This is a genomic window from Bacillus cereus group sp. BfR-BA-01430 (genome assembly GCF_022663115.1).
GTDB classification, from domain to species: Bacteria; Bacillota; Bacilli; order Bacillales; family Bacillaceae_G; genus Bacillus_A; species Bacillus_A cereus_BD.
Genome location: NZ_JAKUEW010000001.1, coordinates 82,840 through 107,696, shown reverse-complemented (window position 1 = coordinate 107,696; position 24,857 = coordinate 82,840). Strand labels below are relative to the sequence as shown.

Here is a 24,857-nt window from a genome sequence, read left to right as displayed (position 1 = left end):
ATACTTTCATAAATTTATCATTTCGTGTATAAGTAGACATTTCCTCCACATTTTTACCTTCTTTTTCTGATATTTCTCGACATGAAAATGAGCCCGCTGTTACTGTCCTAAAATAGCGAGATAAAAAATACATCATCGTAGGAGAGGTCTTGGTATATGAAATTATATCGGCGCAACTAACCCTTTTATCGGCGATTGAGCACGATATATCGGCGCAAAATGAAAAATATCGGCGGTTCGACACGAAATATCGACCGGTCGACAAAATTCGTCACCTCATCGTGACTAAAAAAAGAGCCCATCCAAAAGGACAGACTCATTTTCTCTTAACAAAATAGTTCTTCTAAAATCTTTAGCTTATCTTCTGTATATTTTACATAGCCATCATTGTATGACTTTGGATCTTTCGGATTGGCAAAATGCGTAATGGCTCCTGTTTTCGGATGGACAAATTTACTTGACGCACCGCAACCAAGACCAATAATGGATTGCACTTCTTCCATAATTACAATATTATAGATGCTCTCTTGCGTTGGCATCGCATACCCTACATTCTCTAAGTTACCTAAAATATTTTTTTGACGATATAAGTAGTATGGTACGTAATTATGCTTTTTCGTCCACTCTTCTGCTTCATGCATCATCGCAGTAATTTCTTCGCGACCAGCAACTTTATATTTCCGCTTATTTTGTGTCATTTCAGAAGCACGTTTAAATGACAGTGTGTGCACAGTTAATGATTCTGGCATTAACTTTTCCGTTTCAGCTAACGTATGCTGAAAGATTTCTAACCCTTCACCTGGAAGACCAATAATTAAGTCCATATTAATATTATTCATTCCCATTTTACGTGCTAAATGATACTTCTCAATTGTCTCTTCTACTGTATGATGGCGTCCAATCGCCTTTAACGTTTCTTGATGGTACGACTGCGGATTAATGCTAATGCGGTCAATATTCCATTTATTTAATACTTCTAGTTTTTCTGGTGTAATGGTATCCGGACGCCCTGCCTCAACCGTTACTTCACGCACGTTTTCCACATCTGGGAAGGATTCATACATTTGTTCATACAACATATCCATCTCTTCTGCTGTAATACTTGTCGGTGTACCCCCGCCGTAATAAATCGTCGTAACTTTAATTCCCTTTTCCTTTAAGAACGTACCAATTTCACGAATTTCATAATGCAAACCGCCTAAGAATGAATCAACAGATCCTTGGCGTCCGTTAATCGCATAAGCTGGGAACGTACAATAAGCACACTTCGTTGGACAAAATGGAATGCCGATATAAATACTCACTTCTTCTTTTAAGCGATATAAATCAGGAATAACTGATAATTGACAATCGACGATGCGCTGCAATAATTGAATCTTTTCTTCATCAATTAAATAACTATCACGAAGTTCTTTATGCGCCTCTTCTTTTGACATACCACTTTGCAGCATTTTATGAAGAAGTTTTGTTGGACGTACCCCTGTTAAAATTCCCCAGCTTTGTTTTATTCCAGTTAGCTGCTGTAAAACAGAAAGATACACATAGGAAACAACATGCTTCACTTGTTTCATACGTTCTTTTTCTACTTCATAAGAAGATAAATCTTTAGAAAATGTTTGCTCATATACATTTCCTGTCACAACGTCTGTTAAACGAGCAGAAGCGGTTACATTTCCTTCAATTTGTATATCAACAATAAGATTGGCCTCTTCTTTCTCAAACCCTATCGTACTCTCCTCAAAAAACAAGCCGCTAATATGTTGTAGCGGACGTAAAAAACGATCATCTTGTAACGTTTTAATTGAAATTAACAACCCTTATCACCTTTTCATTTGTAAACTCTCTTTAGTTTACTTGAAGGGCGTTTTTAGGTCAATATAGAAGATTTTACTACTTTTCTATGTAAATCATGTATTGCCTTCCCTCTTTTTCTCTCCTCATTCAATCGCCATTTTGTGTAACTTACAAATACGTAACCTAACTAAAAACGGACTATTATATGCCTATAATAGTCCGTTTAAATCATTCAATCATTCTGGTTATATTTTCTTTTATTCACTACTAACATTAGTAGTCCCAGCACAAACAGCACTCCACCTACATGTCCTCCATATGACATATTGCCACCCGTCTGTGGTAATTGTTTTCCGCCACCTTTTGATGATCCATGTACTTTGGATTTCTCTTGTACTTGATGACTTGTTTCTTCTGTCAATTTTGTTCTTTCTGGCTGTGGCTGGCCTTCTAATTCATCTGTTATTCCCCAGATTTCTTCCCCCACACCTTCTACTTGCGGTGTTTCTGTTTTTGAATCATGTAATTTCTCTTTTCCTGCTTCTTTCGCTGTTTCCAGCTCAGGGCGCTCTTCTTTTAACTCACCTGTTATTTCCCAGGTTTCTTCTATTCCCTGCTCTCCTGCTTTTGGATCATGTAACTTCTCTTCTTCTACTTCTTTCGCTGTTTCTAGCTCTGGGCGTTCTTCTTTTAACTCACCTGTTATTTCCCAGGTCTCTTCTATTTTCTGCTTTTCTACTTTTGCATCGTGTAGTTTCTCTTCTTCCACTTCTTTCGCTGTTTCTAGCTCTGGGCGTTCTTCTTTTAATTCATCTGTTGTTTCCCATGGCTCTTCTGTTTCTTTTTCTTCTCCCACGCCTAACACTTGTGGTTTCTCTACTTTTGCATCATGTAGCTTTTCTTCTTCCACTTCTTTCGCTGTTTCTGGCTCTGGGTGGTTTTCTTTTAATTCATCTGTTGTTTCCCATGGCTCTTCTGTTTCTTTTTCTTCCCCTACACCTTCTACTTGTGGTTGTTCTACTTTTGCATCGTGTAGTTTCTCTTCTTCCACTTCTTTCGCTGTTTCTGGCTCTGGGTGATTTTCTTTTAATTCATCTGTTGTTTCCCACGTTTCTTCTGTTTCTTCCTCTTTCCCAATACCTTCTACTTGTGGTTGTTCTACTTTTGCATCGTGTAGTTTCTCTTCTTCCACTTCTTTCGCTGTTTCTGGCTCTGGGCGTTCTTCTTTTAATTCATCTGTTGTTCCCCATGGCTCTTCTGTTTCTTTTTCTTCCCCTACACCTTCTACTTGTGGTTTCTCTGCTTTTGCATCATGTAGCTTTTCTTCTTCCACTTCTTTCGCTGTTTCTGGCTCTGGGTGATTTTCTTGTAACTCATCTGTTGTTTCCCATGGCTCTTCTGTTTCTTTTTCTTCCCCTACACCTTCTACTTGTGGTTGTTCTACTTTTGCATCGTGTAGTTTCTCTTCTTCCACTTCTTTCGCTATTTCTGGCTCTGGGCGTTCTTCTTTTAATTCATCTGTTGTTCCCCATGGCTCTTCTGTTTCTTTTTCTTCACCCACGCCTAACACTTGTGGCTTCTCTACTTTTGCATCGTGTAGCTTTTCTTCTTCCACTTTTTTCGCTGTTTCTGGCTCTGGGTGGTTTTCTTGTAATTCATCTGTTGTTTCCCATGGCTCTTCTGTTTCTTTTTCTTCACCCACGCCTAACACTTGTGGCTTCTCTACTTTTGCATCGTGTAGTTTCTCTTCTTCCACTTCTTTCGCTGTTTCTGGCTCTGGGTGGTTTTCTTGTAATTCATCTGTTGTTTCCCATGGCTCTTCTGTTTCTTTTTCTTCCCCTACACCTTCTACTTGCGGTTTCTCTTTATCTTTTTCCTGGCTATCGCCTTCAGCCTCACCATATAATGTAATATTTTCAATTTGTACAACTTCTGAAATAGACACCGGTTCATGGTCTACTACCTCATGTTCAATAGTATACTTGTTTTCTAAATATTGAAGTTTCTTCCCTTCTTCAGTTATATCTACGTTATACATAACTGCAAATCTAGTAGCACTAGCTTTCTTTTTATTAAAAGTAATATTGAAAGTTGAATCATTCACAAATTTTATTGTTCCATATCCTTGACTCTCAAACTCTTTTAATGTAAGAGATCTATGTTCTGCACTGTTTTCAACAACTATATAAAAACTATCTTTCTTTAATTTTTGACCACCTTGTAAACTATCAGTTATCTTAATATCTTTATTTACATCCTCTTTATTATAATTGATCATCAAATACCACTGAACCTCATTGGTATTCTCTGGATCTATATGACCTACTTTGTAAGAAAATGGTCCTTTGTACTCTTCTCCATCACTATTACCGCCACCACTACTTGGACCTGTAATAGTGATGGTTTGCATATCTAAAATTGTTCCTAAGTTCGTTTGTATCTCTTTCTTCTGATTTGCTTCTACATTTGTAGCTTGAATATCAATACCAAATTTCCCTCTAATGTTTGTATGCGTATTTACCTTTTCATTAAATGTACATTTCGCAATGCCTGATGATATTTCACAAACACCATAATCGTCTAATGAGACTTTTTTATTATATCCTTTCAATTCTTGAGGTAAGGTTAATGTTAATACATCTCCAGGCTGTAGATCATAATTATCTTTTTCACTAAATTTCACCGTGATTTTCGTTCTTTGTCCATAATATAAATCTGTGCTCTCAAACTCAATACTATCTATAAATCCCACTGAATTTAATTCTTGTGCCTTTGCAGTGATTGGCATGAAACTTTGTGACATAATAACAATACAAACTAAAAATAGGACAAACCATTTTTTTGAGTTCATAAAGTCCCCCTTTCTAATGCTATTGAGATGAGGTATTCCCAAAAATAATCACCAAAAACTTTTACAAGAAAAAAGACATGAAACGAACCAAACTGGGAAATAAATCCTACAACTCATAATAAGTAACCATAATTCCACAACTTCCCATTATAAATGAATATTATGGAAATGTCAGGTTTAATTTGGAAAAGTTTGCGAAAGTTATATGACTAAAAAAAGAAACTTTATTAAAGTTCATTACATAAAAAAAGGAGTCTATCACCTCCCATATACAGGTGATAGACTCCTATACACAACATTTTTTGCAAGGCCCCACTGATTATGCGTTCCCACCTATCTTCCTTCTTTGAGATGGAAATTTTACTGCTGCAAATAGCAAGATTAAAACTATGAACGATACACCTTCTTTTCTCACCATTTCGGCATTTGCGTATGATTTTTTAAAAACGGAAGTGGGAATTGTTTACGGAAATGCTCTTTAATCATGTACTGCACACCATTTTCATTATTAGAGCGCGTAATCCAGTCTGCTGCTTGTTTGAGCGGAAGCGGTGCATTTCCCATCGCTACTCCTAAGCCTACATGTTCAATTACTTCAAGATCTTCTAAACTATCTCCAATCGCCACCATTTCATTTACATGGATACCGAGATGCTCCCCTAATACTTGTAATCCACTGAATTTTGATACATGAGACGGCAGAATTTCTAATCTTCTTGTATCACACTCCACATATTCTATATCTGCAAATGCTTTCTGCAATGTCTTAAGCGCTCGCTCTTTTTCTCCCTGACTATGAAAGATGACATCAATTTTAGGAGCTGCCACAGGATGATCGCGCAGCGCATCCCCTAATGAATCGACAAATTGAACAGGATAAAAGAGTGGATCTGCACTCGATAACACAGTGCGCGCAATTAAATTTGGTGTATTGCGTTCCCTGTTCCCAATCGAAAAACGCTCATGTGAAATCCGAATATTACATTCAAAGTGTTCTAATACTTGCACAATATTAAAAGTCTTTTCTTCAGATAGTCGTTTTTGCATGAATGGCTTATCTAATGTTGCTGAAATAAACGCGCCACCATGTGTAACTAATATAGAATCTAACTTTAAAGACTTCGCTATTTTATGAGCCGATTGAAAATTACGATTTGTAAATAATGTCACATATACGTCTTTTCTTTTTACAAAATCAATGGCTTCTTTTGTGCCTTTTGGGATTTTACCATTGTTCTGTAATAGCGTCCCATCTATATTAAGAGCCAATAAGCGATAAATCATGACGCATTCCTCCTCTTAGCTACTTTACCCTATCCATAATTTATGAAAAAAATGTGCGAAATAGAACGAGTTAGAATTACTACTGTAAATTTGGTTTAATATAAAGAGAAACTTTCATTTATGAAAATTTTCTTCATCACTCACGAATTAGACTCTCTTAAGAATCGAGCTTTTACAAGTACAAAAAACATATATCATCAAGAAAGGAGCGATGAACATGAAAGCACCTCCTCTCTTTTATGAAGGTGATACATTGGACGTTGCGAAAAATTTGCTCGGACAGAAACTTGTCCATATCGTAGATGGGGTGAAACGAAGCGGCTATATCGTTGAAGTAGAAGCATATAAAGGACCAGATGATAAAGCAGCACACAGCTACGGAGGACGACGAACTGAACGAACGGAAATTATGTTTGGCGCGCCAGGACATGCTTATGTATATCTCATTTACGGCATGTATCATTGCTTTAATGTAATTACTGCACCAGTTGGTATCCCACAAGGCGTTCTCATTCGGGCACTAGAGCCAGCCGAGGGAGTAGAAGAAATGAAACTGGCACGCTACGGTAAGACGGAACTGACGAAAACACAATATAAAAATTTGACGAATGGACCTGGTAAGCTATGCCGCGCGCTTAACATTACGTTAGAAGAACGTGGGCTCTCTTTACAAGGAGACAAGCTATATATTGAATTAGTGCCTGAATCACAGCATCTCTCTTCTCAATATGAAATAGCAAAAGGCCCGCGCATGAATATTGATTACGCAGAAGAAGCTGTCCATTACCCTTGGCGTTTTTATTTTCAAAACAATCCATTCGTCTCTAAATAAAAAAGGAAGCAGGATTATTTTCTTTCCTGCTTCCTTTTTCAACATTCACTTTTTTCACTCCGCGCCTTCTGCAGTCGCAATGTCGTTTTCAAGATTTTCTCTCGATAAATCAGCTGCCATAAAATCAGCTGTTTCTGGAAGCGCTAAATGCATATGTGCCTTTTGACAAATTTGAATCTTGCAGTTTTCTACTACAAAGTCAAAAACATGTCCGCCCCCGCTTCTTTCATCATCAATGTAATGTAAATGATACCCAGCTACACCAATTCCTTGTGCATAATCTGGTGTCCAAAAACCTACCATTGTTCCTTTCGTATGTTTGAAAGAGAAAATCGGCTGTGATTTTGTCACTTCAACAAGCGGTGTATATGGTTTCTCTTGTCTTGGTACTGTTCTCGTTCTTACTTCGCGAAATATTCCATCCATGCGAATCACATAAAATAAGTTTTTACTTGGCATAAGCTCGTGTAATAATGCTTCTACTTCTTCACGATTCATAGCTCGTTCAATTGTGTAGCTCATTTCGTTCTCAAAAAACGTTACCGTTGAAAATGGTGTTGTTTCTTCAGGTGCAACTACTTCTGCTGAACCGTCTGCACGCAAATGATAAAACTCACCGCCAAAGGCAATCATTTCGCCATCTAATTGATCAAACGTGCCAATTCCAAAGTCACCATATTCTTTTAATTGTTCAAAATTGATAATTCCATCATAAAGACCATCTAATAAAGCAAGCATCGTTGACGTTTGATACACTTCATTATTTACTTTTGTTTTCTTTGCATTAATATTTAATAATTGCGCAACACTCATTTATCTTCTACTCCTTTACCATTAGTTTAATTGGTTTGGTAGTAATTTTTCACTCAACTTCAGATTATCGCGGTAGTCAATTGGGATATCAACTACAACAGGCCCCTCTGCCTGAAGTGCTTCTTTCAGTATGCTTTCTAATTCTTCAGGTTTATTGACACGAAGACCAGTAGCTCCGAAACTTTCAGCGTATTTTACAATATCAACATCGCCAAATTCAGTGGCTGATGTTCTTCCGTATTTCATCATTTGCTGGAAGGCAACCATATCATATGTACCATCTCTCCAAACAAGATGTACAATCGGTGCGTTCAGACGAACTGCTGTTTCAAGTTCCATTGCTGAGAATAAGAAACCACCATCTCCAGAAACAGAAACAACTTTTTTCCCTGGCTCTACAAGCGTTGCGGCAATGCCCCAAGGAAGCGCGACTCCTAATGTTTGCATACCATTACTAAATAACAAGCGGCGTGGTTCATAAGAACGGAAGCATCTTGCCATCCAAATATAATGCGAACCAACATCACATGTAACAGTAGTTTCATCGTCAATAAGAGAGCGCAATGTACGAATTACTTGTAATGGATGTGTAAGACCTTGTGAATCACGTTTTGGTAATTCAGCTTGCTTTGATAATTTTGCTCGTAAGCAATTTAAAATCGATTTCGTTTCTAACACAAGTTTCGGTAGTTTCTGTGCAATACTATTTACAGTTAAAGCAATATCTCCTACTAATTCCAGCTCTGGTTGATAATCATGGTCGATATCCGCTTGATGATCATCCAAATGAATAATAGTTCGATCACCAAGTTGATTCCAAAATTTCGGATCATACTCAATAGGATCATAACCAATAGATACAACAAGATCTGCTTTTTCTAGTAAAATATCACCTGGTTGGTTGCGGAATAACCCAACGCGTCCAAAGAAATGATCTTCCAATTCACGCGAGATGGCACCAGCTGCTTGATACGTTTCAACAACTGGTAGCTCTGTTCCGGCAATTAACTCACGTACAGCTTTCGTCACTGCATTCGTGCTTGCTCGCATACCAAGCAAAATAACCGGTAATTTTGCTGCTTTAATTTTTTCCACAACTGCTTCAATTTGATGTGTGGGAGCGATTCCAAGCTGTGGCTTAGAAAGCGCACTGATACATGAAACGGATGTTTCTGCGGTCATAACGTCTTGCGGAAGACTCACCAATGTTGCACCTGGATGTGTCGAAGTTGCATTGCGGAACGCATTCGTAATTGCCTCCGGTACGTTATCAGGGTGTTCCACTTCTACGCTATATTTTGTGATTGGTTCGAATAATGCAGCATTATCCATCGATTGATGTGTACGTTTTAACCGATCCGCACGTGGTACTGCACCTGCTAAAGCAACAACGGGATCACTTTCTGCATTCGCAGTTACAAGACCTGTTGCCAAATTTGATGTTCCTGGTCCAGAAGTTACAAGGCAAACACCTGGATTTCCTGTCAATCTCCCAACAGCTGCTGCCATAAACGCTGCATTTTGCTCATGACGACAAACAACTAACTCCGGTCCTCTTTCTTGTAATACATCAAATACAGCGTCAATCTTTGCACCTGGAATACCGAAGACGTATTTCACACCTTGCTGCGTTAAACAATCAACAACAAGATCTGCTCCTTTTGTCTTCGTTTTCACGTTGTTTGCTTTTAATTCTGTACTCAAACTAATCATCCCTTTATATCAAAATCATGTGCAATAAAACATATTATTATGTTAACAAACTAGATATTACACTTAATTAATTAACATGGTGTAATATCTTCTTCAACCATTATATTACAAATGTATTACTTTTCCAATCATTTAAGTTTGACATTATTTTGACAATCTCAATAAAAACCTTTGCATATATTAAAATAATTTCTGATTGATATTCTCATTACTTCAAACTCTACATATGAAATGAAACTTTATTGCAACATAAGTAAAGAGCATAATCTATTAGGGATTTTTCAAATATAACGGGAATTCGGCACCTCACCACTACTAAAACATATAAACAAAAAAAAGCCTGTCCAAAAGTTATACTTTCGGGACAGGCTCGTCTCAAAAAAGACAATACATAAAAATACAGTTTCACTACAATCAGAGTAACTCGATCCAAAAATTGTACGCTATTTCGTTTCATATTTTTAAAAACATGTAGGGAATTATGAGAAATAGCTAAGGAAAATAAGTTTTAACTTTTATCGTCATAATGGAACTTATGGAAGAAAGGCAAGCGTCCAATTTTCTTCGAGTTATTGCTCTTCCTATAACTATAGAATACGTTATCTTTCTTCTTCTTTCACCGAAAAGCTGATGCGTTTTTCCGCAATATTTCAGTGGCGAGGCGCATTATGAATCAAAAAAACACTGTTTGACCTTGCAAACAGTGTGAAAACATGTAAGTTTATGGCCGCGTTAAAGAAGCCCATCACCTATGTAGAATAGAAAATGGGCTTCTTTTCTTATGAAGTGAACCTTTTTCGTAACCTTCTCACATTGGAGCATCTGTTAAGGTCCACTCTAATTCACCTTGATATGTCTCATTCACTTTCACATTTGGACCCGGTTTCACTTTTAACCGAATTCCTTCAGAATCTTTCCAGTTAATAGAAACATTGTGATAGTCTGTTGATTTTTGACTATGCACTAAGTAATTTTGATCGTTCAGTACAGTATCTACACCATTTTTCGTGTATACGAATGCATCTGGTAATACAACCTTTTCACTCGAAGTGAGTGGTTTCACTTGTTTGACATATACGCTCCACTCTTTTCCATTTTCACGCTTATCTGAAACGACAATCTCCCCTTGCATACGACTGCGATTCACTATTTTTTCTCTAGATGGAATCCGAATGTTTTCAAAAGAGATTTTTTCTGGTACCGAAATAAATGCTAAACTTCCTTCTATAACATTGACGGTAATTGTTTTCTCCACATTTTTAACTTTCAAGGTCACTGTATAACTTCCAATTTGATTGTGCAATCCACCAATATCTACAACTTCTACTTGACTTGTAATATCTGTATTGCTAGGCAACTCCATCGCCTTCACTTTTGCTTCTTTCAAGATACATTTTTTCATTTCCTCTTTATCTGTTGGAATGTTCCCCACTACAGTTGAAAAGTCAGTTGCTTCTAAAGTTGCTTTAACTGGGGTATATATGTGTGACAATACTTGTTTTTCAGGTAAAAAGATACCTGTGATTGGCTGATTCTTTACCACTTGATAGCCGGGAATTTCAAGCGGATTCACATGAAATGGATCTGTTATCATCCCCTCCACTACTGTATCCTGTACATTTGGAATCGGTTGTTTTGTGTCTTGATCAATATGCTGAACCTGTACTTGACTCATATAGTTTATGAGAGTTGTACCATTTGTTTTCCCATAATCTGCAGTTCCATCAACACTTTGGGAGACAGTAAAATGAATCGGATACATGTTATTGTCCTTTAACCTTGACTTATTAACTGGATTTGTTTCACTTCCTACAAAATCATAGATTTGTTTAAAAATATACACAGTATCATAAAAGTTTTGATTGTTTACTGTTTCTGGTTTCGCTGTAATTTTCGTCGTACCATCTGGATTCTCTTCAAAGGTGAACCAATCTGTGCGATCTGTCCCTTGAATATTTTCCACAATCCATTTTGACTTTGTATATTGATTCCCTGTATCAGAAGTAACAAGATAAGACAACTGTTTCATATGTCCTTGTTGAGCTAAGTAAGGAATGGTTTGTATAAATCCCGCACTTATTTTAGGGTCATTTGCTACTTGAAATGTCTGATTGAGCGCATCTACTTTCGGTATAGCAACTTTAAAAAAATATTTTGTTTCATATCTTACCGAAGAAGTAGTTGTATCTCGATTGTCTACATGAATTTTAAGGCTATGAACTTTCTTCGTTTGGAAAGATATCTTTATTCTATCATCATAATAACTAGGAGTGGCATCATCCCCAAACCTATATGTTCCTCCACCTAAATTGTTATAAGATATCAGTGTATTTGACAAAGCAAAGACATTTTCTATCTTTTGTTCAAAATCATAAACAGAAATATATTTATTTTTATTTAAACCTTGATAATTTAATACTGTTTTAAGTGAAAGCGGTTCGCCAGTTTCATCAAAAAAAGAATATTCGACGTCAACCGATCCTTTTGAGCCCTGAAATTGAGGTCCTGCATCTATTCCTAAAAAATAATCATTATTAAAGAACAATTCCCCCCCAGATGGACTCTTAGCAGTTAAATCCACTCTTAATGTTACTTTTTTTCCATTATAGTACCCTATATTTTTAAAAGTTACAGAACCTGTCGGGTGATTATTATCAACCTTTAGAGACTCAAATTTTGTAACATATCCACTTGATGCAATTAACTTTGTTTCTGAAGTCTTCCTCATTATAAATGCACTATCTCCAGGTAATTCTTCTGTTTTCACATTCTTAAAGCAATCTAATTGCGGAACCTGCCCTTGCATAGGAGCCTTATATCTCATTGCACCCAATTGCCTATTAGATTTTTTTTGTTTAACCTCTTTTCTTACTTTCATCGGTTCTGATTTTCCCTCAACATTTTCGGGTTTCTTTTCCTCAGATTCTATTTGCTGCCTTGTTCCTACTTCTTTTTGGTCTCCTTTATTTCTTGTTTCTTTAGTAGATTTGGTATCTTCTGGACTTTCATTCTTTTGTTGAGTTAAAATATGTTCTTTTTTCACATTAGGAAGATGTTTTTCTTGTTCTTCCACTTTTAATACTGTTGATTCTACTTTCTTATCTTGTCCTTCAGATTTGGCAGTTGACACAAATGTATATTCACCAGCTTTTTTGATTTGGATAACGAGCGAAACGTCACCTATATCCTCATTTTTCTCTTTTTTAGAAATTTGAATCATTCGTTGATCAGGAAGATAGATAACTTGAATCGCTTTGTTTTTTTCATTTAGCTTGTTGGTTTCTTCTTCATTGAAGACTTGCTCATCAGATAATGGAATTTCAATATACTGATCTTCTTTGTTTTTATTTGTAACTTTTAATACGACATTTTCATTCACTTTCACATTTTTCTTATCTATATCCACACTGAATATTCCTTGTTGATCATTCGTAGCAGCATACACTTTATTTGGAACATAACCGAATACACTCGTTTGAGTAACGAGAACGCCTCCTATTAAAAAAAGAATTCCAAGTTTCTTTATTTGCTTTTTCAACTTCTTGACTCCTTTCTTGTCACATGCAGCAATTTTATTTACTAATAAAATTTATCTGTTAATAAAGGAAGTCGGAAAAACGCAAACTACTACTATGCTATTTTTGCTGCTGTTTATGTTGCGAACGTCTTCCTAACCAGAACACCAAAATTAATAGGAGAATGAATAGTAGAATGCCTCCGATAATGTAGTACATTGTATAGTCTTTTTGCGCTTCGACGGCTGTTTTATTTAACTCTTTTGCCTTATCTCCTTCAATTGTAAATTTTTTCGTCCACTCCCATTTTTGATCGCCATCTGTTGCTTTCATTTCTAAACGGTATGTTCCAGGCTCTAATGCTTTATTATCCCAACTAATTGCGTAGTCGAAGTTTGAATTTGGCGCCATGCGTAAATCTTCTTTTTTCGTTTCATGTAAAACATTTTTCCCTTTTTCTGTATATACTTTTGCATCTACAGTTAAATGTTTTAACATAGCTGCTTTTGTATTTTGTAAATTCGCTGTCACGACATTGCGTGCATTTACTTGGCCTGGTTTTATTTCATTCAATTTTAAATCTGGTTTCACTTCCGTATCTGTTTCTCTTAAAACAACACCGATTGCATATGCGTATTTATTCTTGATTTGTACATTGTCAGATTTTCCTTTTGCTTTTTCATCTTCTTTTTCTGTAAAATACAAGCCACCTAAAATAACACCATCAAATGACTCATTTGGCATTTCAATGTTCACATCTAATGTAACGGTACTTTTTGCAGGGATTTTTGTTTCTTTTTGCACTTTTGCAATTTTAGAAAATGGAATTTTTAGAGTAGAGTCAAATTGAGGGTTGGTCATGCTATAATCTGCAATTCCGTTACTATTTGTAACTGCCGTATTTGCATGAGTTTCAACAACAACCTCTTTATCCGTATCATTTTTCATTTGTACTTGAAGAGTTTGTTTTTGTCCTGGTTTCATTTTTAAATCAAAATACGTTTGATTTTTATCAATTTGATTTTCTGGAATGACTGCAGTAACTGCAAATTTCATTTCCGCTGCATATGTGGTCATACTTGCCATATGCAGTAGAAACACGATAGCTAATACACTACTTACGACTTTCTTCATACATTTCATATTGTATTCCTCGCAAATCTATCATTTTATATAAACAACAAAAGAGATAAAGAAGAAATCCTCTTTATCTCTTTCTTCACTTTCTCTACATAATGAGCTATTACATAGGAGAATCTTTTAATTCCCAAGTTAATGTTGTTGTGTACTGTGCTTGTTCCTTTTTTGTCTTACCTGGTACGCTTAATTCAATACTTTTTTTCCCTTCATCTGCTGTTTTACCGAAAGCATTTGTCCATGTTCCCATACCGTGATCTGCTTCGGCGATTACAACATCAGATGATTGTCCTGGAATTAATGTAATATTTTGCTGAGCCGTTGGTACATCGCTTCCAGAAGCTGAATTTAATGTTCCGTTTTTCAATGTTAAAGCAGCTCCTGTTAATTCTGCACCGCTTGTCGTTTTAAATTGTTCATTTTGTTTTACTGTCAATTTCCAGCCGGCATTTGTACCACGGTTATCTGTTAATTGGACATAGTTTGGTACTTCAATCACTTTTCCTTCTTTATTTTTCACTTTATCTAATTTTGCATAGTATACTTCATTATTACCAGATACTTTTTGAGTGTCAAAGTTAAAGTTAGATACATAATCAATACTTAATGGTCCTTGTGTTCCTGGTTCATGCGTATCGCCTGGATTAGTCGGATCTGTTGTCGGTTCTACTATTTCGCCTGGGCTAATTGGACTCGTTGGGTCTACCGTATTTGTATTTTGTTCGAATTTAATAAATGACTTTGAATGCATTGTTGCAGCTGTATCTGCAAATGCTGGTGCTCCCGCTGCTAATACCGCTGAAAATGATACGACTCCTGCTAATGTTGCTTTTGTTAATTTCATATCACTTTTCTCCTTATCTATCTTTTATTTTTACTTATTGAGGTGTATCTTCTAAAGCCCAAGTTAATGTTGTTTCATATTTTGCATCTTTTACTTTTGCAGTTGCACCTGGTACAGATAACGTAATACTTTTTGCACCTTCCACATTATCTGTACCATAATGCGTTACCCATGTCCCCATACCTTTACCATCTTGGGCAATTGCTACTTCTTGTGTAGCTCCATTTGGATTTAATGTTACTTCTTTTACATCTGGAGCATATTTCATGTCAATTGTAGAGTTTGCAACTGGATTATGTAATTTCAGTTCTGCACCAGTTAACTCATTCTCCCCTGCTTTAAATTGAGCATCTTGTTTTACTGTTAATCTCCAGCCTTTATTTGTACCGCGGTCATCTGTTACTTGTACAAAGTTTGGTACTTGTGTTTTCTCACCTGATTCTTTTTGTTTCACTACATCTAATTGCGCTGTATACACTTTGTCATTCCCTGACATTTTTTGCTCACCAAAATGAAAATTAGATACATAATCAATACTTAATGGACCGTTTGTTCCATCTTCATGTGGATCATTTGGATCATCATTTGGCACTACATCTTCTCCTGGTTTTACTGGATTTACTGGTTTTACTGGTTTTTCATTTTGTGTAAACGTTACATCTGTATGCGACTTCATCGTTGCTGCTTCTTCTGCAAATGCTGGTGCTCCTGCTGCTAATACAGCCCCAAATGATACAACTCCTGCTAATGCTACGTTTGTTAGTTTCATAATGTACCTCCATTCATATGTTTTTTATTTTCCTTATTATTTTTTGCCAATACTATCAAAATTGCTAAGGCTACGAATATACTTCCCAATCCCATATATAAAGAGGAACTAGATAGGTTGCCCCCAGTTTTAGGAAGCACATTTTTATTTAACTGATTATCAGATGAATAATCAGTTGGCGTAGAACCATCTGGTATAGCTGCTGGATTCACAGTTGTACTTGGAAAATAACTATTTGAAAATGTAATTCCCACTTTAGAATGCATTGTTTCTGCCCTTACTGTTTCATAAGAGGAGAACAAGGGAATTAACATAGTGATGATGAATAGCATTGCCACTATATATTTTTTGACCATTTTATTATCTCCTTTTTAATTTATATATATCTATAAACAACTTATTAGATATATCATTTTAAATTGGAGTATCTGTTAAGGTCCACTCTAATTCACCTTGATATGTCTCATTCACTTTCACATTTGGACCCGGTTTCACTTTTAACCGAATCCCTTCAGAGTCTTTCCAGTTAGAATGGTTCCAATTGCTGGATTTTTTTCATTTAACTTCGCTGTCTCTTGTTCATTAAACTGCATGCCATCAGGTAATACTACTTCGAGCTTTTGGTCTTGATTGTGTATGCCGTCTAGCGTAAGCACAACGTTCTCATTTATTTTTACCTGATCTTTCTCAGCTTTTATGATAAAATCCGACATTTGATTTTCTGTTATCGCATAAGCGGTTGTTGGAAAAGCACCTAGTGTGCTAACTTGAGTAAATATAATCCCACTGGCTAAACATACCTTACTAAGCTGTCTTATTCCTTTCCACAATATATCTCCCCCTTTCAATTTTTGATTTAACTTTATTATATAAATTGGCTGAAAATTTCAAAACGAAAAACGAGGTTACATATCCGCAAAAACTATGTGTTACCACGCAAAATACGCAATTTCTAATTTTGTCATTATATTAATTATTCAGATATCAACTACTTATTGTGATAGAGGGCAAAGCATCTTCACGCAAAATACAAAAAAGAGATTTTGCTCCATATAAATTGGAACAAAATCTCTTTTTTTACTTTCTATTTACGATTTCATACTATGAAACTGTTCTTACAAATCGAGAAAAGCAATGATCTTCAACTCTTTTGCCTTCTGAACAGCTGTCATTCGAGAAGTCACTTTTAATTTATGAAATATATCAGTTAGTTTGTACTCTACAGCTCTTTGACTTAAATGCAAAATTTCAGCCAGCTCTCTATTCGTTTTTCCTTTACTTACTTCAATTAAAATTTTCTTTTCTTCTTCAGTTAAGGAAACTACATTTTCTACTTGCTCGTGCTCAGTTATATTCGATACACTGTCTTTAATTCTTAACTGTTGAATAAGCTGATATGGTAAAACTACTTCTTTGTTTACGGCATGCCGAATCGCATCTATAATCTGTTCTTCGAAATATGTCTTACTTAATACACCAAGAACTCCATTGTCAATTAGTAAATTATAATGTGACAACACATCATATCCAGTGAAAATAAGAATAGATGCTTCTGGATGGATTGTTAATATTTTCTTAGAAAGCTCCAAACCATTTATATTCGGCATTTGTAAATCAATTAAATACACATCATACGTTTTACTTTGAAGTCTTTCTATCACTTTATCACTTTCGTGTAATACATCAACTGTTATATCATCATATTGCTCAATTAATGCTTTTGTTCCTAAACCTACAGCTACATGATCGTCTACTACTAGTACAGAAATCATATCTTTCATCCTTTCACTATCCTTTGGCATTCTCATACATCTTAAAATTTCACAAATACATGTAAACCATCGTTAGGTTTTGAGTCGATTGTTATTTCTCCACCAAGACTTTGAATTCTCGTTACAATTCCTGACAATCCAAAAGTATTATATGAGTAGTTAAAATGATTTAAATCTATTCCTATTCCATTATCTGTATAGGTCAAAAATAACTGATGATCTTTTTGAAATAATTTTATACTTACATTCGAAGCTTTTGAATGTTTCAAAGCATTATTTAAAAGTTCCTGTATCACCCGGTAAATTGCTTGTTCATGCTCTACACTAGGTACAACGATATGTTCAGGAATATCATAATAAAAAAAGAAAGTAGCCTTTAAATTAATTTGTTTGAACAAATTTAATAATGCTTGTTTTATTCCTAATTCGTATAAAAATGGTGGTCTTAAATGATTACATGTTTCTCGAGTCGTATAAATATGATCGAGTAATTGTTCTTTTATTTCATGAAGTATATGTTTCATTTCTTCCTCTTTAATATGCTTATTGTAAGATTCAAACTTTCTTACTAGACGAATTTGATCTTGTAAGACCCCATCATGTATATCGCTTGCAAGATTTGCTCGTTCCTTTTCCGATAACTTGAACAAAAGTCTTGATAACCACATCGGAGGGTGTTCTATATTTTGTAAATCTTGTAATTGTTTTAATAAGTCTTCAATTTGATTCGAACATTCTAATAGCAAATCTGTATAATTACATAATGTTTCAACCCAAACCGTCTCATCAAAATTTAACGTTTCTTTTTTGTTATTTTTGCATAATAAGATAATCATTTTTTCTGTCGTTGTAGAAAGAACAAATCCAAAATGTCCTTCCAATTTGATCATAGAACCAACTTTATATGTTTCCAATTGAAAATCGAATAAACTGTCCAATATTTGTTGGGAAGGAACATATTTACCCTCAAGAACATGAATAGATTTATTCTCCCTATTCATTTCTACATAACATATCTCTTCCATTTTCAATACATCAGAAAATTCTCTTTGTATACTATAAATCAAATTTGATACTTTATATTCATGTTTTGCTTGATATAAAAATCGATACAAACTAAACTGATAATTTTTTTGATGATGGTATAAGCTTTTTCTTAATTTAAAATCTAAGTAATCTTTTATAAATAAAAAGAAAGTTGTTGCAATAAAAGTAATACAACTAAAGCGAATTGTGTCTAATATATGATCTGCACGATCATTAAAAATGAAAATACCCAATATGGTTAAAAAGCCTGTAAAACAAATCGACAATATAATATAATATGGAATTCGTTGGATCATAAATTTAGCATCAAATAAATCCCCTGAAATTACCCAATAAAATATATACATCGGAATAAACAAAAAGAAAATCCCAGTTGTTTCAATACTGATCATTTCTTTTCCATATACCATATCAGGAATTAAGAATAAACAAATAAACGGAATCGCACATACGAAAAAACTCATCACGATAACCTTCATAAATTTAAAATGATTACTATGTTTGCTTCTAAAATAAAACCTTAATAAGAGGTAGCCTGTTAATAGAAATAAAGCAATGCTTAAAACGATTGTAAACATTACGGAAATTTCATTATACTTCATATAAACAACGATATTTACTGCGATTAATAAAATCATTATTATATCTAAAACTCTCAATTGACCTCTCGTTAAAAATTTAATTTGATTATGTTTAAAATACAATTTCATAAATCTAATAAAAAAGGTAAAAGAAGAAACTAATGATATAGAAGCAATTATAAAAGCAATTCCATCTTTTCGTTGCGCAGCTATAATGCTAATAAAACTCATTCCAATCGCAATTAAAAAGTATAGTAAATCTTTTATACTCTTATGCGTTTTAGGAACAAATATTAAAAGATAGAGAGCCATAAAAATACATATGATATAAAATCCAACCGGTATTAATAACTGGTAAAAAAGCTGCTTACTGTAAGCAACATATTGAACGTTATATTCTTTTATCCGTCCATCTTCTCGTATAGATATTTTTTTCGCCTGTTCAATGGCATGATAGGATGGAACTGTAAAATGCTGACTCGGCAATTTATCGTCTATCTTTTCTATTTTATCTCCTACTTGGATCCCATGCTGATATGCCCAAGTAAATCTATGCACTTCACTTATCGTATAGTTTGAATTTAATTTTATACCAATCTCAGGATATGTAAGAATGAAATGTATAAGATACCCACTAATAAGGAGAGAAAATACCACTATGAAATATTGAAATTTGTGCTCACCTATTTTTTTTATCATTTTATCACGCTCTTTCTTATTAATGTTTGAATTGGATTGTGCTTTACTCCACTTCTCCTCACCATCTTTTTTCATTTCGTGCGGCACAGTATCAATTCGGCTCCCTAAAAAAGGAAAGGATGATCGCATTTGAGTTTGTCTATACATGTCCGCTTTTTCAGAATAAATATAATTTCATTATGCTCTTAATGGGATTTAAAAAGAAAATCTTTATACGGTATATGAGAAGGCTTAAGCAATAAAGTGAAACTTTAATCAGTGGGGGTTTTCTTCATCCCCCACTGATTATGAGCCCTCACCAATCGGGCTGTTACGGGCAGCCCTACTCCCACCTATCTTCCTTGCTTCTTTCTGAATCTTGAGGTGGGAGTCTTACTGCCCGTTAATGCGGGATAAACAAATGCAAAGATGTTCTACTCTTCTTAACGTATGAATAGCGAAACAGCATAAGGAGGATTTAAAACGAATAAAAAAGCCGAATCATGGATTTTTTAACCATTAGCGATTCGGAGACAGTTCATATTGTATCATCTGACAAAAATCATTCTTCATCCTTTTTTAACAAATTTCCAATTTAAAACTATTTATACTAAAAATATTCCCAGCTATTATATCTTTTTTTCTGTATAGGATACAAATTCATTTTTCCATATATATATATATAATTTGTAAATTATAGACTGAACTATAACAAAACCTATACTAATACTCTGGAATTATTCGAAACTTCCACCGGTTGTTCTTTATCCATTTCGTTACATCTTAACCGAAGCGTATATAAAAAGACGTCTCCTAAATGATGGAGACGTCTTTTTCATTATGCTTGATATGCACTATATAATTCTTCAAGCGGCTTCATGATGATTTTATTAATGTCGCCGATTACAACATTTAAGCGTTGTTCTGCTTCCATTAATTTCGTAATGTGTTCATTTTGCTGAATTAAGTCGATTACTTCTTGTGCTTTTTTGTTATCTTCTTCTGTAATTTCTTGACCTTGCATCATTTTTTGTTGAATTTCTAATTGCATGTTACGGAATGTATCAAATAATTGCTTTGAATTTGCGTCTCCTTGCACTTTTTCATAGCTTTCTTTTAGCGTTTTGAAATCGGCATGGTCTGCGATTGCTTTTTGTAGATCATATGCTACATCATGAATATTTTTTGACATTATTATTTTCCTCCTTTAGCAGGTTAGCGCTTTATTTTAGCTCTATCCCTTTTCCATACGCACCTTCTTACAATATCAAACTATGCAAGAGATGTGAAGAAATTTCACTTTATTTACAATCCTTACATAAGGAAAAGCAGTAATATACCTTGCATGAGTCCAATTGTTCCTCCAAGTAAAGCACCTAAATATGTAATCATCTTTAACTCACTCTTCGTAATGGATAAAACGAGCTCCTCTAATCTTTCTGTAGAAAATGTAGATACTTCTTGTTGAACAACCTCTGCAAGACGGAATCTTTTCAATATATGTGCTGTATTGTTTACTCCCCAAGCTAATCCTTTTTGCACCATATTCGGCACTATTGTTTCAACAATGCTCGTTCGCACAGGTTCACATATCTTTTGAACAGATTGATTAAGAAATCCGCTTACTATATCTCGCGTTTTTATTGTTGATACAATGTATTTCACAATCCTTTCTTTCTCAATAAAAGACGCTAATTCTTTCACTTCTCTTCCTTTTAATTTCTGCCATTCTTTTTGTAAAACATCACTTAACAGTCGCTTCGTTCCTTCCTGCTGTAAAAACTTAATCACTTCCGGCTGCACACGGTCCACTAAACTTACGTTTCCTAAAAACATCCCGACTACATTTAATAATGTACCTCGGGAAGCAAAGAAATCATCAATCATTTTTGACAGTCGTGCTTTCCCCTCGTCACTTTCAAAAAATTGAATGCCTCTTGTTAAAATAAACGTTGCCGCTTTTGGAATCATTTCTTCCACTTTCTCATGAACGGATTGAGGCAAAGCTTGCTCCCACGTATATGTATAATACTTTGATACAAATGTATCTACTTTTTTCATCAGCCGATCTTCTATTTCTTGAACAGCCTTCTCTTCGACATGTACCAGTCCCCATTTTTCTAAAACGTCTCGTAACGACTGCTCATTCATAAGCAGTTTATCAACCTCTATTTGTGCCCACTGTATCATTTCTCTTTGAAAGTTTTCATCTGTTAATTTCTTTCCGATTCCTTCAGCGGTTAATAAATGATCGACAACCATTTTACCTAATTGCACCGCTAGTTCGTCACGACGCTTCGGTATTAAACCTGGTGTAAATGGCACGCGAAATTTCCCAATATAGATCGGACGATGCGGACGAAATAACATTTTAATAGCGAGATGGTTCGTATATCCGCCAATTATCGCACCTAATCCTGTTGTAGTTAACATATTTAGCCAAACATTCATTATAATCTACCTTCCATTTCTCCAAGTATATATAGCTAAGAAAAAGTAGCATATCGTCATATGGACAACAGTATAATAATATAAAAACTTACTGATTATGTACACCTTTTCTCATTTGTAGCATCATAGACAAAGGAGTGATGTGATTTTGTTGGTTCTCGCTTCATCATGCATGAACGTACTACACCGAAATCGCTAAAAGAGCATACCTTTCTTACAATGTTGTTGCTCAGTTTACTCCATTTGATATCGATTTAAACACTGAACTGATTACTATGACACAGATCCTTTCTATTATAATGGACAGAAATGGAGCGATTTGGCTTATGCATGTAGATCAAAAAACTTAGTAACAGCCCACTTGGTAAGAGCTCATAATCAGTGAGAGATGCCCCTACTAATTCAAGTTTCACTTTATCCCTTATAAACAAGCGTTAGCCGAAGACATCTTTCATAGTCCGCTTCGGTTTCGTCGCTTTACTCCATAATGAAGAAAGGAGGTTATGTCATTGAAAGAACAAACGTATACACTACACATTTCAGAAAAACACCCAAATTCGATCACATTGCCTTACATATTCTCTAACAATCAATCCCTTTCATCCCTATCTTTTGGCACTCGCAGTGTTTCATTTGCAAATATTGAGACGCATTATACGCTTGCAAATGAAATTACAATTGGAAAGCAACTTTCACAAAATCTTTTACTTCCCCCAGTGACAACAATTCATGCCTTTATGCAAGAGGAAACCATTATCCTTGGTCCGTTACTTGGCATTTTCACGACTGGGTTCACGGAATCAAGGGCGGCACCTTTAGGAAGCCGTTCCACTATTTTTACTGATCTACTTACGCCACCCTTCTCATTACAGCCGTTCGCCTTTTTATTTGGTTCGCAGCATATCAACTGGGACGCAGAGACAATGGATGGATTATTCTTTTTAGAAGGAAAATGGGAGCAACATACGATTCCATTCCCAAATGTCATTTACGATCGCTTACCAAATAGGAAAGCAGAATCTTATAAGCCTATCGCTCGAGCAAAAAAAAGATTGCAAACGAAATATACGATCCCGTGGTTTAATCCTGGTTTTTTTGACAAATGGGATATTCATAAACTACTGATAAAAGAAGAAAACATTGCTTCTTTCTTACCTAGAACAGAAGCATTTCAACACTTCGAACAAGTAGAAAGATTGTTATCCACCTATAAGTATGTCTATTTAAAACCGATGCATGGCAGCTTTGGGCGAAATATTTATCAAATTTTTTATTCGCAAACAGAAAACAAGTATTATTGTCGTTATCGTCAAAACGAACAAAATAAATTTCGAAAGTACCATTCTTTAGAAACACTTATGAACCATATTTTAAGCGGGCATGACTTAAAGAAATTTATTGTGCAGCAAGGCATCCCTTTATTGCGTTTTGATGGCCAACCGATGGATTTTCGCATTCATACAAATAAAAATCATTTTGGAAATTGGCAAGTTAGTACAATTGTTGCCAAAGTGGCCGGCAGAGGTAGCATGACAACCCATATGAATAGCGGTGGAAATGTGAAACTTTTACACGAAATTTTCGCAGACCCAACAGAACAAGTTCGAATCACGAATATATTGTCTCATGCTGCTTTAACACTGAGCTCTGTTTTAGATCAACATATTTCGGGAAATATTGGTGAAATTGGCTTTGATATTGGTTTAGATAAAGACGAAAATCCGTGGTTATTTGAAGCAAACTCAAAACCGGGTAGAAGTATATTTCAAGAGGAGAAGTTAAAAGAACAAAGCGAACAAACGAGACAATTATTTTATGAATACGCCTTGTATTTAACTGAACATGCGTTTGTATTCCCAAAAACAAAGACGCAAGAAAATGAAACGGAGTTACCTAAAACGAACTTACCGTCCACCCCGCTCATTTTAAACCGAGAACGGTAAGAAACAGGAGCCTTATGATGGCTCCTGTTTTATTATGTTATTTCCTATTTGCATCCTCTTAGTTAGTACGCCCCGCGAAGTTCAATCACCATTTCAGCATCAGTATTACATGTTGCACAATAAAACAGATGCGTGCAATAACGCTCAGAATTCTGTGCTGTTAAACCATCGACAGCAGTTAATAGCTCTTGATCCATATAGGCGCTGTAATCATCTATATAATCCACAACTTTTCCGTAATCTTGGAGTACATTTTGACAAGTTGGACAAGAATATGTTTGCGCATCTAATGCATTACAAAGTGGACATATCATCATCATTCCTCCGTGTCATTCGCCAATTAAGGCCTATTTATCATTAGTGTGACCTTCTTTTCTAAAAATACAACGCTTGCGGTTTTTTTCAGCTCAGTTCTTTTTTACAAAATTTACAAATTATTATTTCGCATATCTTTCTAGGTAACATCCATACTATGAATACATTCACTTCAAACAATGGATTAGCGCCAAACGAGGCGATTCTCTGGTGCAATTCCAGCTAATCCAACCAAAATTTTTATACTCTAAGGAGGATATATTCCTATGGCAAACCAAAATTCTTCAAATCAACTAGTAGTACCAGGAGCAACAGCTGCAATCGATCAAATGAAATACGAAATCGCTCAAGAATTTGGTGTACAATTAGGAGCAGATACTACAGCTCGTGCAAACGGTTCTGTTGGTGGAGAAATCACAAAACGTTTAGTTGCAATGGCTGAGCAAAGCCTTGGCGGATTCCAAAAATAAATATATATGGCAAAAAGGTCTCAAGGCATTCGCCTTGAGACCTTTCTT

At 35.2% G+C, this 24,857-nt stretch carries 20 protein-coding genes; 3 read left to right on the top strand and 17 right to left on the bottom strand.

Translation table 11 applies throughout. From position 1 onward, the window contains the following. Positions 1–326 precede the first annotated feature (326 nt). From MR058_RS00615 to MR058_RS00605, 3 genes are all read right to left on the bottom strand, one after another. A complete protein-coding gene (locus tag MR058_RS00615; protein ID WP_242141915.1) occupies positions 327–1,814 on the bottom strand; it encodes a coproporphyrinogen III oxidase in 1,488 nt (495 codons plus the stop codon). Positions 1,815–2,026: 212 nt separating this feature from the next. Then, complete coding sequence (locus tag MR058_RS00610) at positions 2,027–4,645, bottom strand: collagen binding domain-containing protein (RefSeq protein WP_242141914.1); 2,619 nt, start codon at positions 4,643–4,645, stop codon at positions 2,027–2,029. Between the two features lie 411 nt (positions 4,646–5,056). Then, the gene (locus MR058_RS00605) at positions 5,057–5,929 is read right to left on the bottom strand and encodes a Cof-type HAD-IIB family hydrolase (protein WP_242141912.1); all 873 of its coding nucleotides are present in this window, start codon (positions 5,927–5,929) and stop codon (positions 5,057–5,059) included. Between the two features lie 217 nt (positions 5,930–6,146). Here MR058_RS00605 and MR058_RS00600 point away from each other — a divergent pair, with 217 nt between their 5' ends. Then, positions 6,147–6,761 (top strand): DNA-3-methyladenine glycosylase, encoded by a 615-nt coding sequence (locus MR058_RS00600; RefSeq protein WP_242141911.1) that lies wholly within the window; start codon positions 6,147–6,149, stop codon positions 6,759–6,761. A 54-nt stretch (positions 6,762–6,815) separates the two neighbouring features. On the opposite strand, the gene budA is transcribed toward MR058_RS00600, so the two are convergent. The 13 genes from budA to MR058_RS00540 form a co-directional block, all read right to left on the bottom strand. Further along, positions 6,816–7,574 carry an acetolactate decarboxylase gene (gene budA, locus MR058_RS00595; RefSeq protein WP_242141909.1) on the bottom strand — a complete coding sequence of 253 codons (759 nt, stop codon included), beginning with the start codon at positions 7,572–7,574 and terminating at the stop codon, positions 6,816–6,818. Between the two features lie 21 nt (positions 7,575–7,595). Beyond that, positions 7,596–9,278, bottom strand: a complete 1,683-nt coding sequence (alsS, locus tag MR058_RS00590) for an acetolactate synthase AlsS (RefSeq protein ID WP_242141908.1) — start codon at positions 9,276–9,278, stop codon at positions 7,596–7,598. Between the two features lie 817 nt (positions 9,279–10,095). Continuing rightward, complete coding sequence (locus tag MR058_RS00585) at positions 10,096–12,825, bottom strand: adhesive domain-containing protein (protein ID WP_242141906.1); 2,730 nt, start codon at positions 12,823–12,825, stop codon at positions 10,096–10,098. Between the two features lie 97 nt (positions 12,826–12,922). Then, on the bottom strand, positions 12,923–13,945 hold the full coding sequence (locus MR058_RS00580; protein WP_242141904.1) for a WxLIP family cell surface protein: 1,023 nt from the start codon (positions 13,943–13,945) through the stop codon (positions 12,923–12,925). Between the two features lie 100 nt (positions 13,946–14,045). Next, positions 14,046–14,783, bottom strand: a complete 738-nt coding sequence (locus tag MR058_RS00575) for a WxL domain-containing protein (protein WP_242141902.1) — start codon at positions 14,781–14,783, stop codon at positions 14,046–14,048. A gap of 34 nt (positions 14,784–14,817) precedes the next feature. Then, positions 14,818–15,552, bottom strand: a complete 735-nt coding sequence (locus MR058_RS00570) for a WxL domain-containing protein (RefSeq protein WP_242141900.1) — start codon at positions 15,550–15,552, stop codon at positions 14,818–14,820. After that, positions 15,549–15,908, bottom strand: a complete 360-nt coding sequence (locus MR058_RS00565; protein ID WP_242141897.1) for an LPXTG cell wall anchor domain-containing protein — start codon at positions 15,906–15,908, stop codon at positions 15,549–15,551. The genes MR058_RS00570 and MR058_RS00565 overlap by 4 nt, the downstream gene beginning before the upstream one ends. 58 nt (positions 15,909–15,966) lie before the next feature. Then, complete coding sequence (locus tag MR058_RS23550) at positions 15,967–16,047, bottom strand: hypothetical protein (RefSeq protein ID WP_396021457.1); 81 nt, start codon at positions 16,045–16,047, stop codon at positions 15,967–15,969. A gap of 2 nt (positions 16,048–16,049) precedes the next feature. Next, complete coding sequence (locus MR058_RS00560; RefSeq protein WP_242141896.1) at positions 16,050–16,382, bottom strand: hypothetical protein; 333 nt, start codon at positions 16,380–16,382, stop codon at positions 16,050–16,052. Between the two features lie 285 nt (positions 16,383–16,667). Continuing rightward, positions 16,668–17,324, bottom strand: coding sequence for a response regulator transcription factor (locus MR058_RS00555; RefSeq protein ID WP_242141894.1), 657 nt, complete (start codon positions 17,322–17,324; stop codon positions 16,668–16,670). Between the two features lie 41 nt (positions 17,325–17,365). Continuing rightward, the gene (locus MR058_RS00550) at positions 17,366–19,651 is read right to left on the bottom strand and encodes a sensor histidine kinase (protein ID WP_313949155.1); all 2,286 of its coding nucleotides are present in this window, start codon (positions 19,649–19,651) and stop codon (positions 17,366–17,368) included. A gap of 817 nt (positions 19,652–20,468) precedes the next feature. Next, a complete protein-coding gene (locus tag MR058_RS00545) occupies positions 20,469–20,822 on the bottom strand; it encodes a YlbF/YmcA family competence regulator (RefSeq protein WP_242141890.1) in 354 nt (117 codons plus the stop codon). A 122-nt stretch (positions 20,823–20,944) separates the two neighbouring features. Then, entirely contained in the window at positions 20,945–22,081 is a 1,137-nt protein-coding gene (locus MR058_RS00540; protein WP_242141888.1) for a DUF445 domain-containing protein, read from the bottom strand. A 509-nt stretch (positions 22,082–22,590) separates the two neighbouring features. Between MR058_RS00540 and MR058_RS00535 the strand changes: the two genes are divergently transcribed. Next, positions 22,591–24,024 carry a YheC/YheD family endospore coat-associated protein gene (locus MR058_RS00535; protein WP_242141886.1) on the top strand — a complete coding sequence of 478 codons (1,434 nt, stop codon included), beginning with the start codon at positions 22,591–22,593 and terminating at the stop codon, positions 24,022–24,024. A 62-nt stretch (positions 24,025–24,086) separates the two neighbouring features. Here MR058_RS00535 and MR058_RS00530 read toward each other — a convergent pair whose 3' ends face one another. Then, on the bottom strand, positions 24,087–24,341 hold the full coding sequence (locus MR058_RS00530; RefSeq protein WP_242141885.1) for a hypothetical protein: 255 nt from the start codon (positions 24,339–24,341) through the stop codon (positions 24,087–24,089). Positions 24,342–24,605: 264 nt separating this feature from the next. Here MR058_RS00530 and sasP point away from each other — a divergent pair, with 264 nt between their 5' ends. After that, a complete protein-coding gene (sasP, locus tag MR058_RS00525; protein ID WP_011983792.1) occupies positions 24,606–24,809 on the top strand; it encodes a small acid-soluble spore protein, SasP family in 204 nt (67 codons plus the stop codon). Positions 24,810–24,857 lie beyond the last annotated feature (48 nt).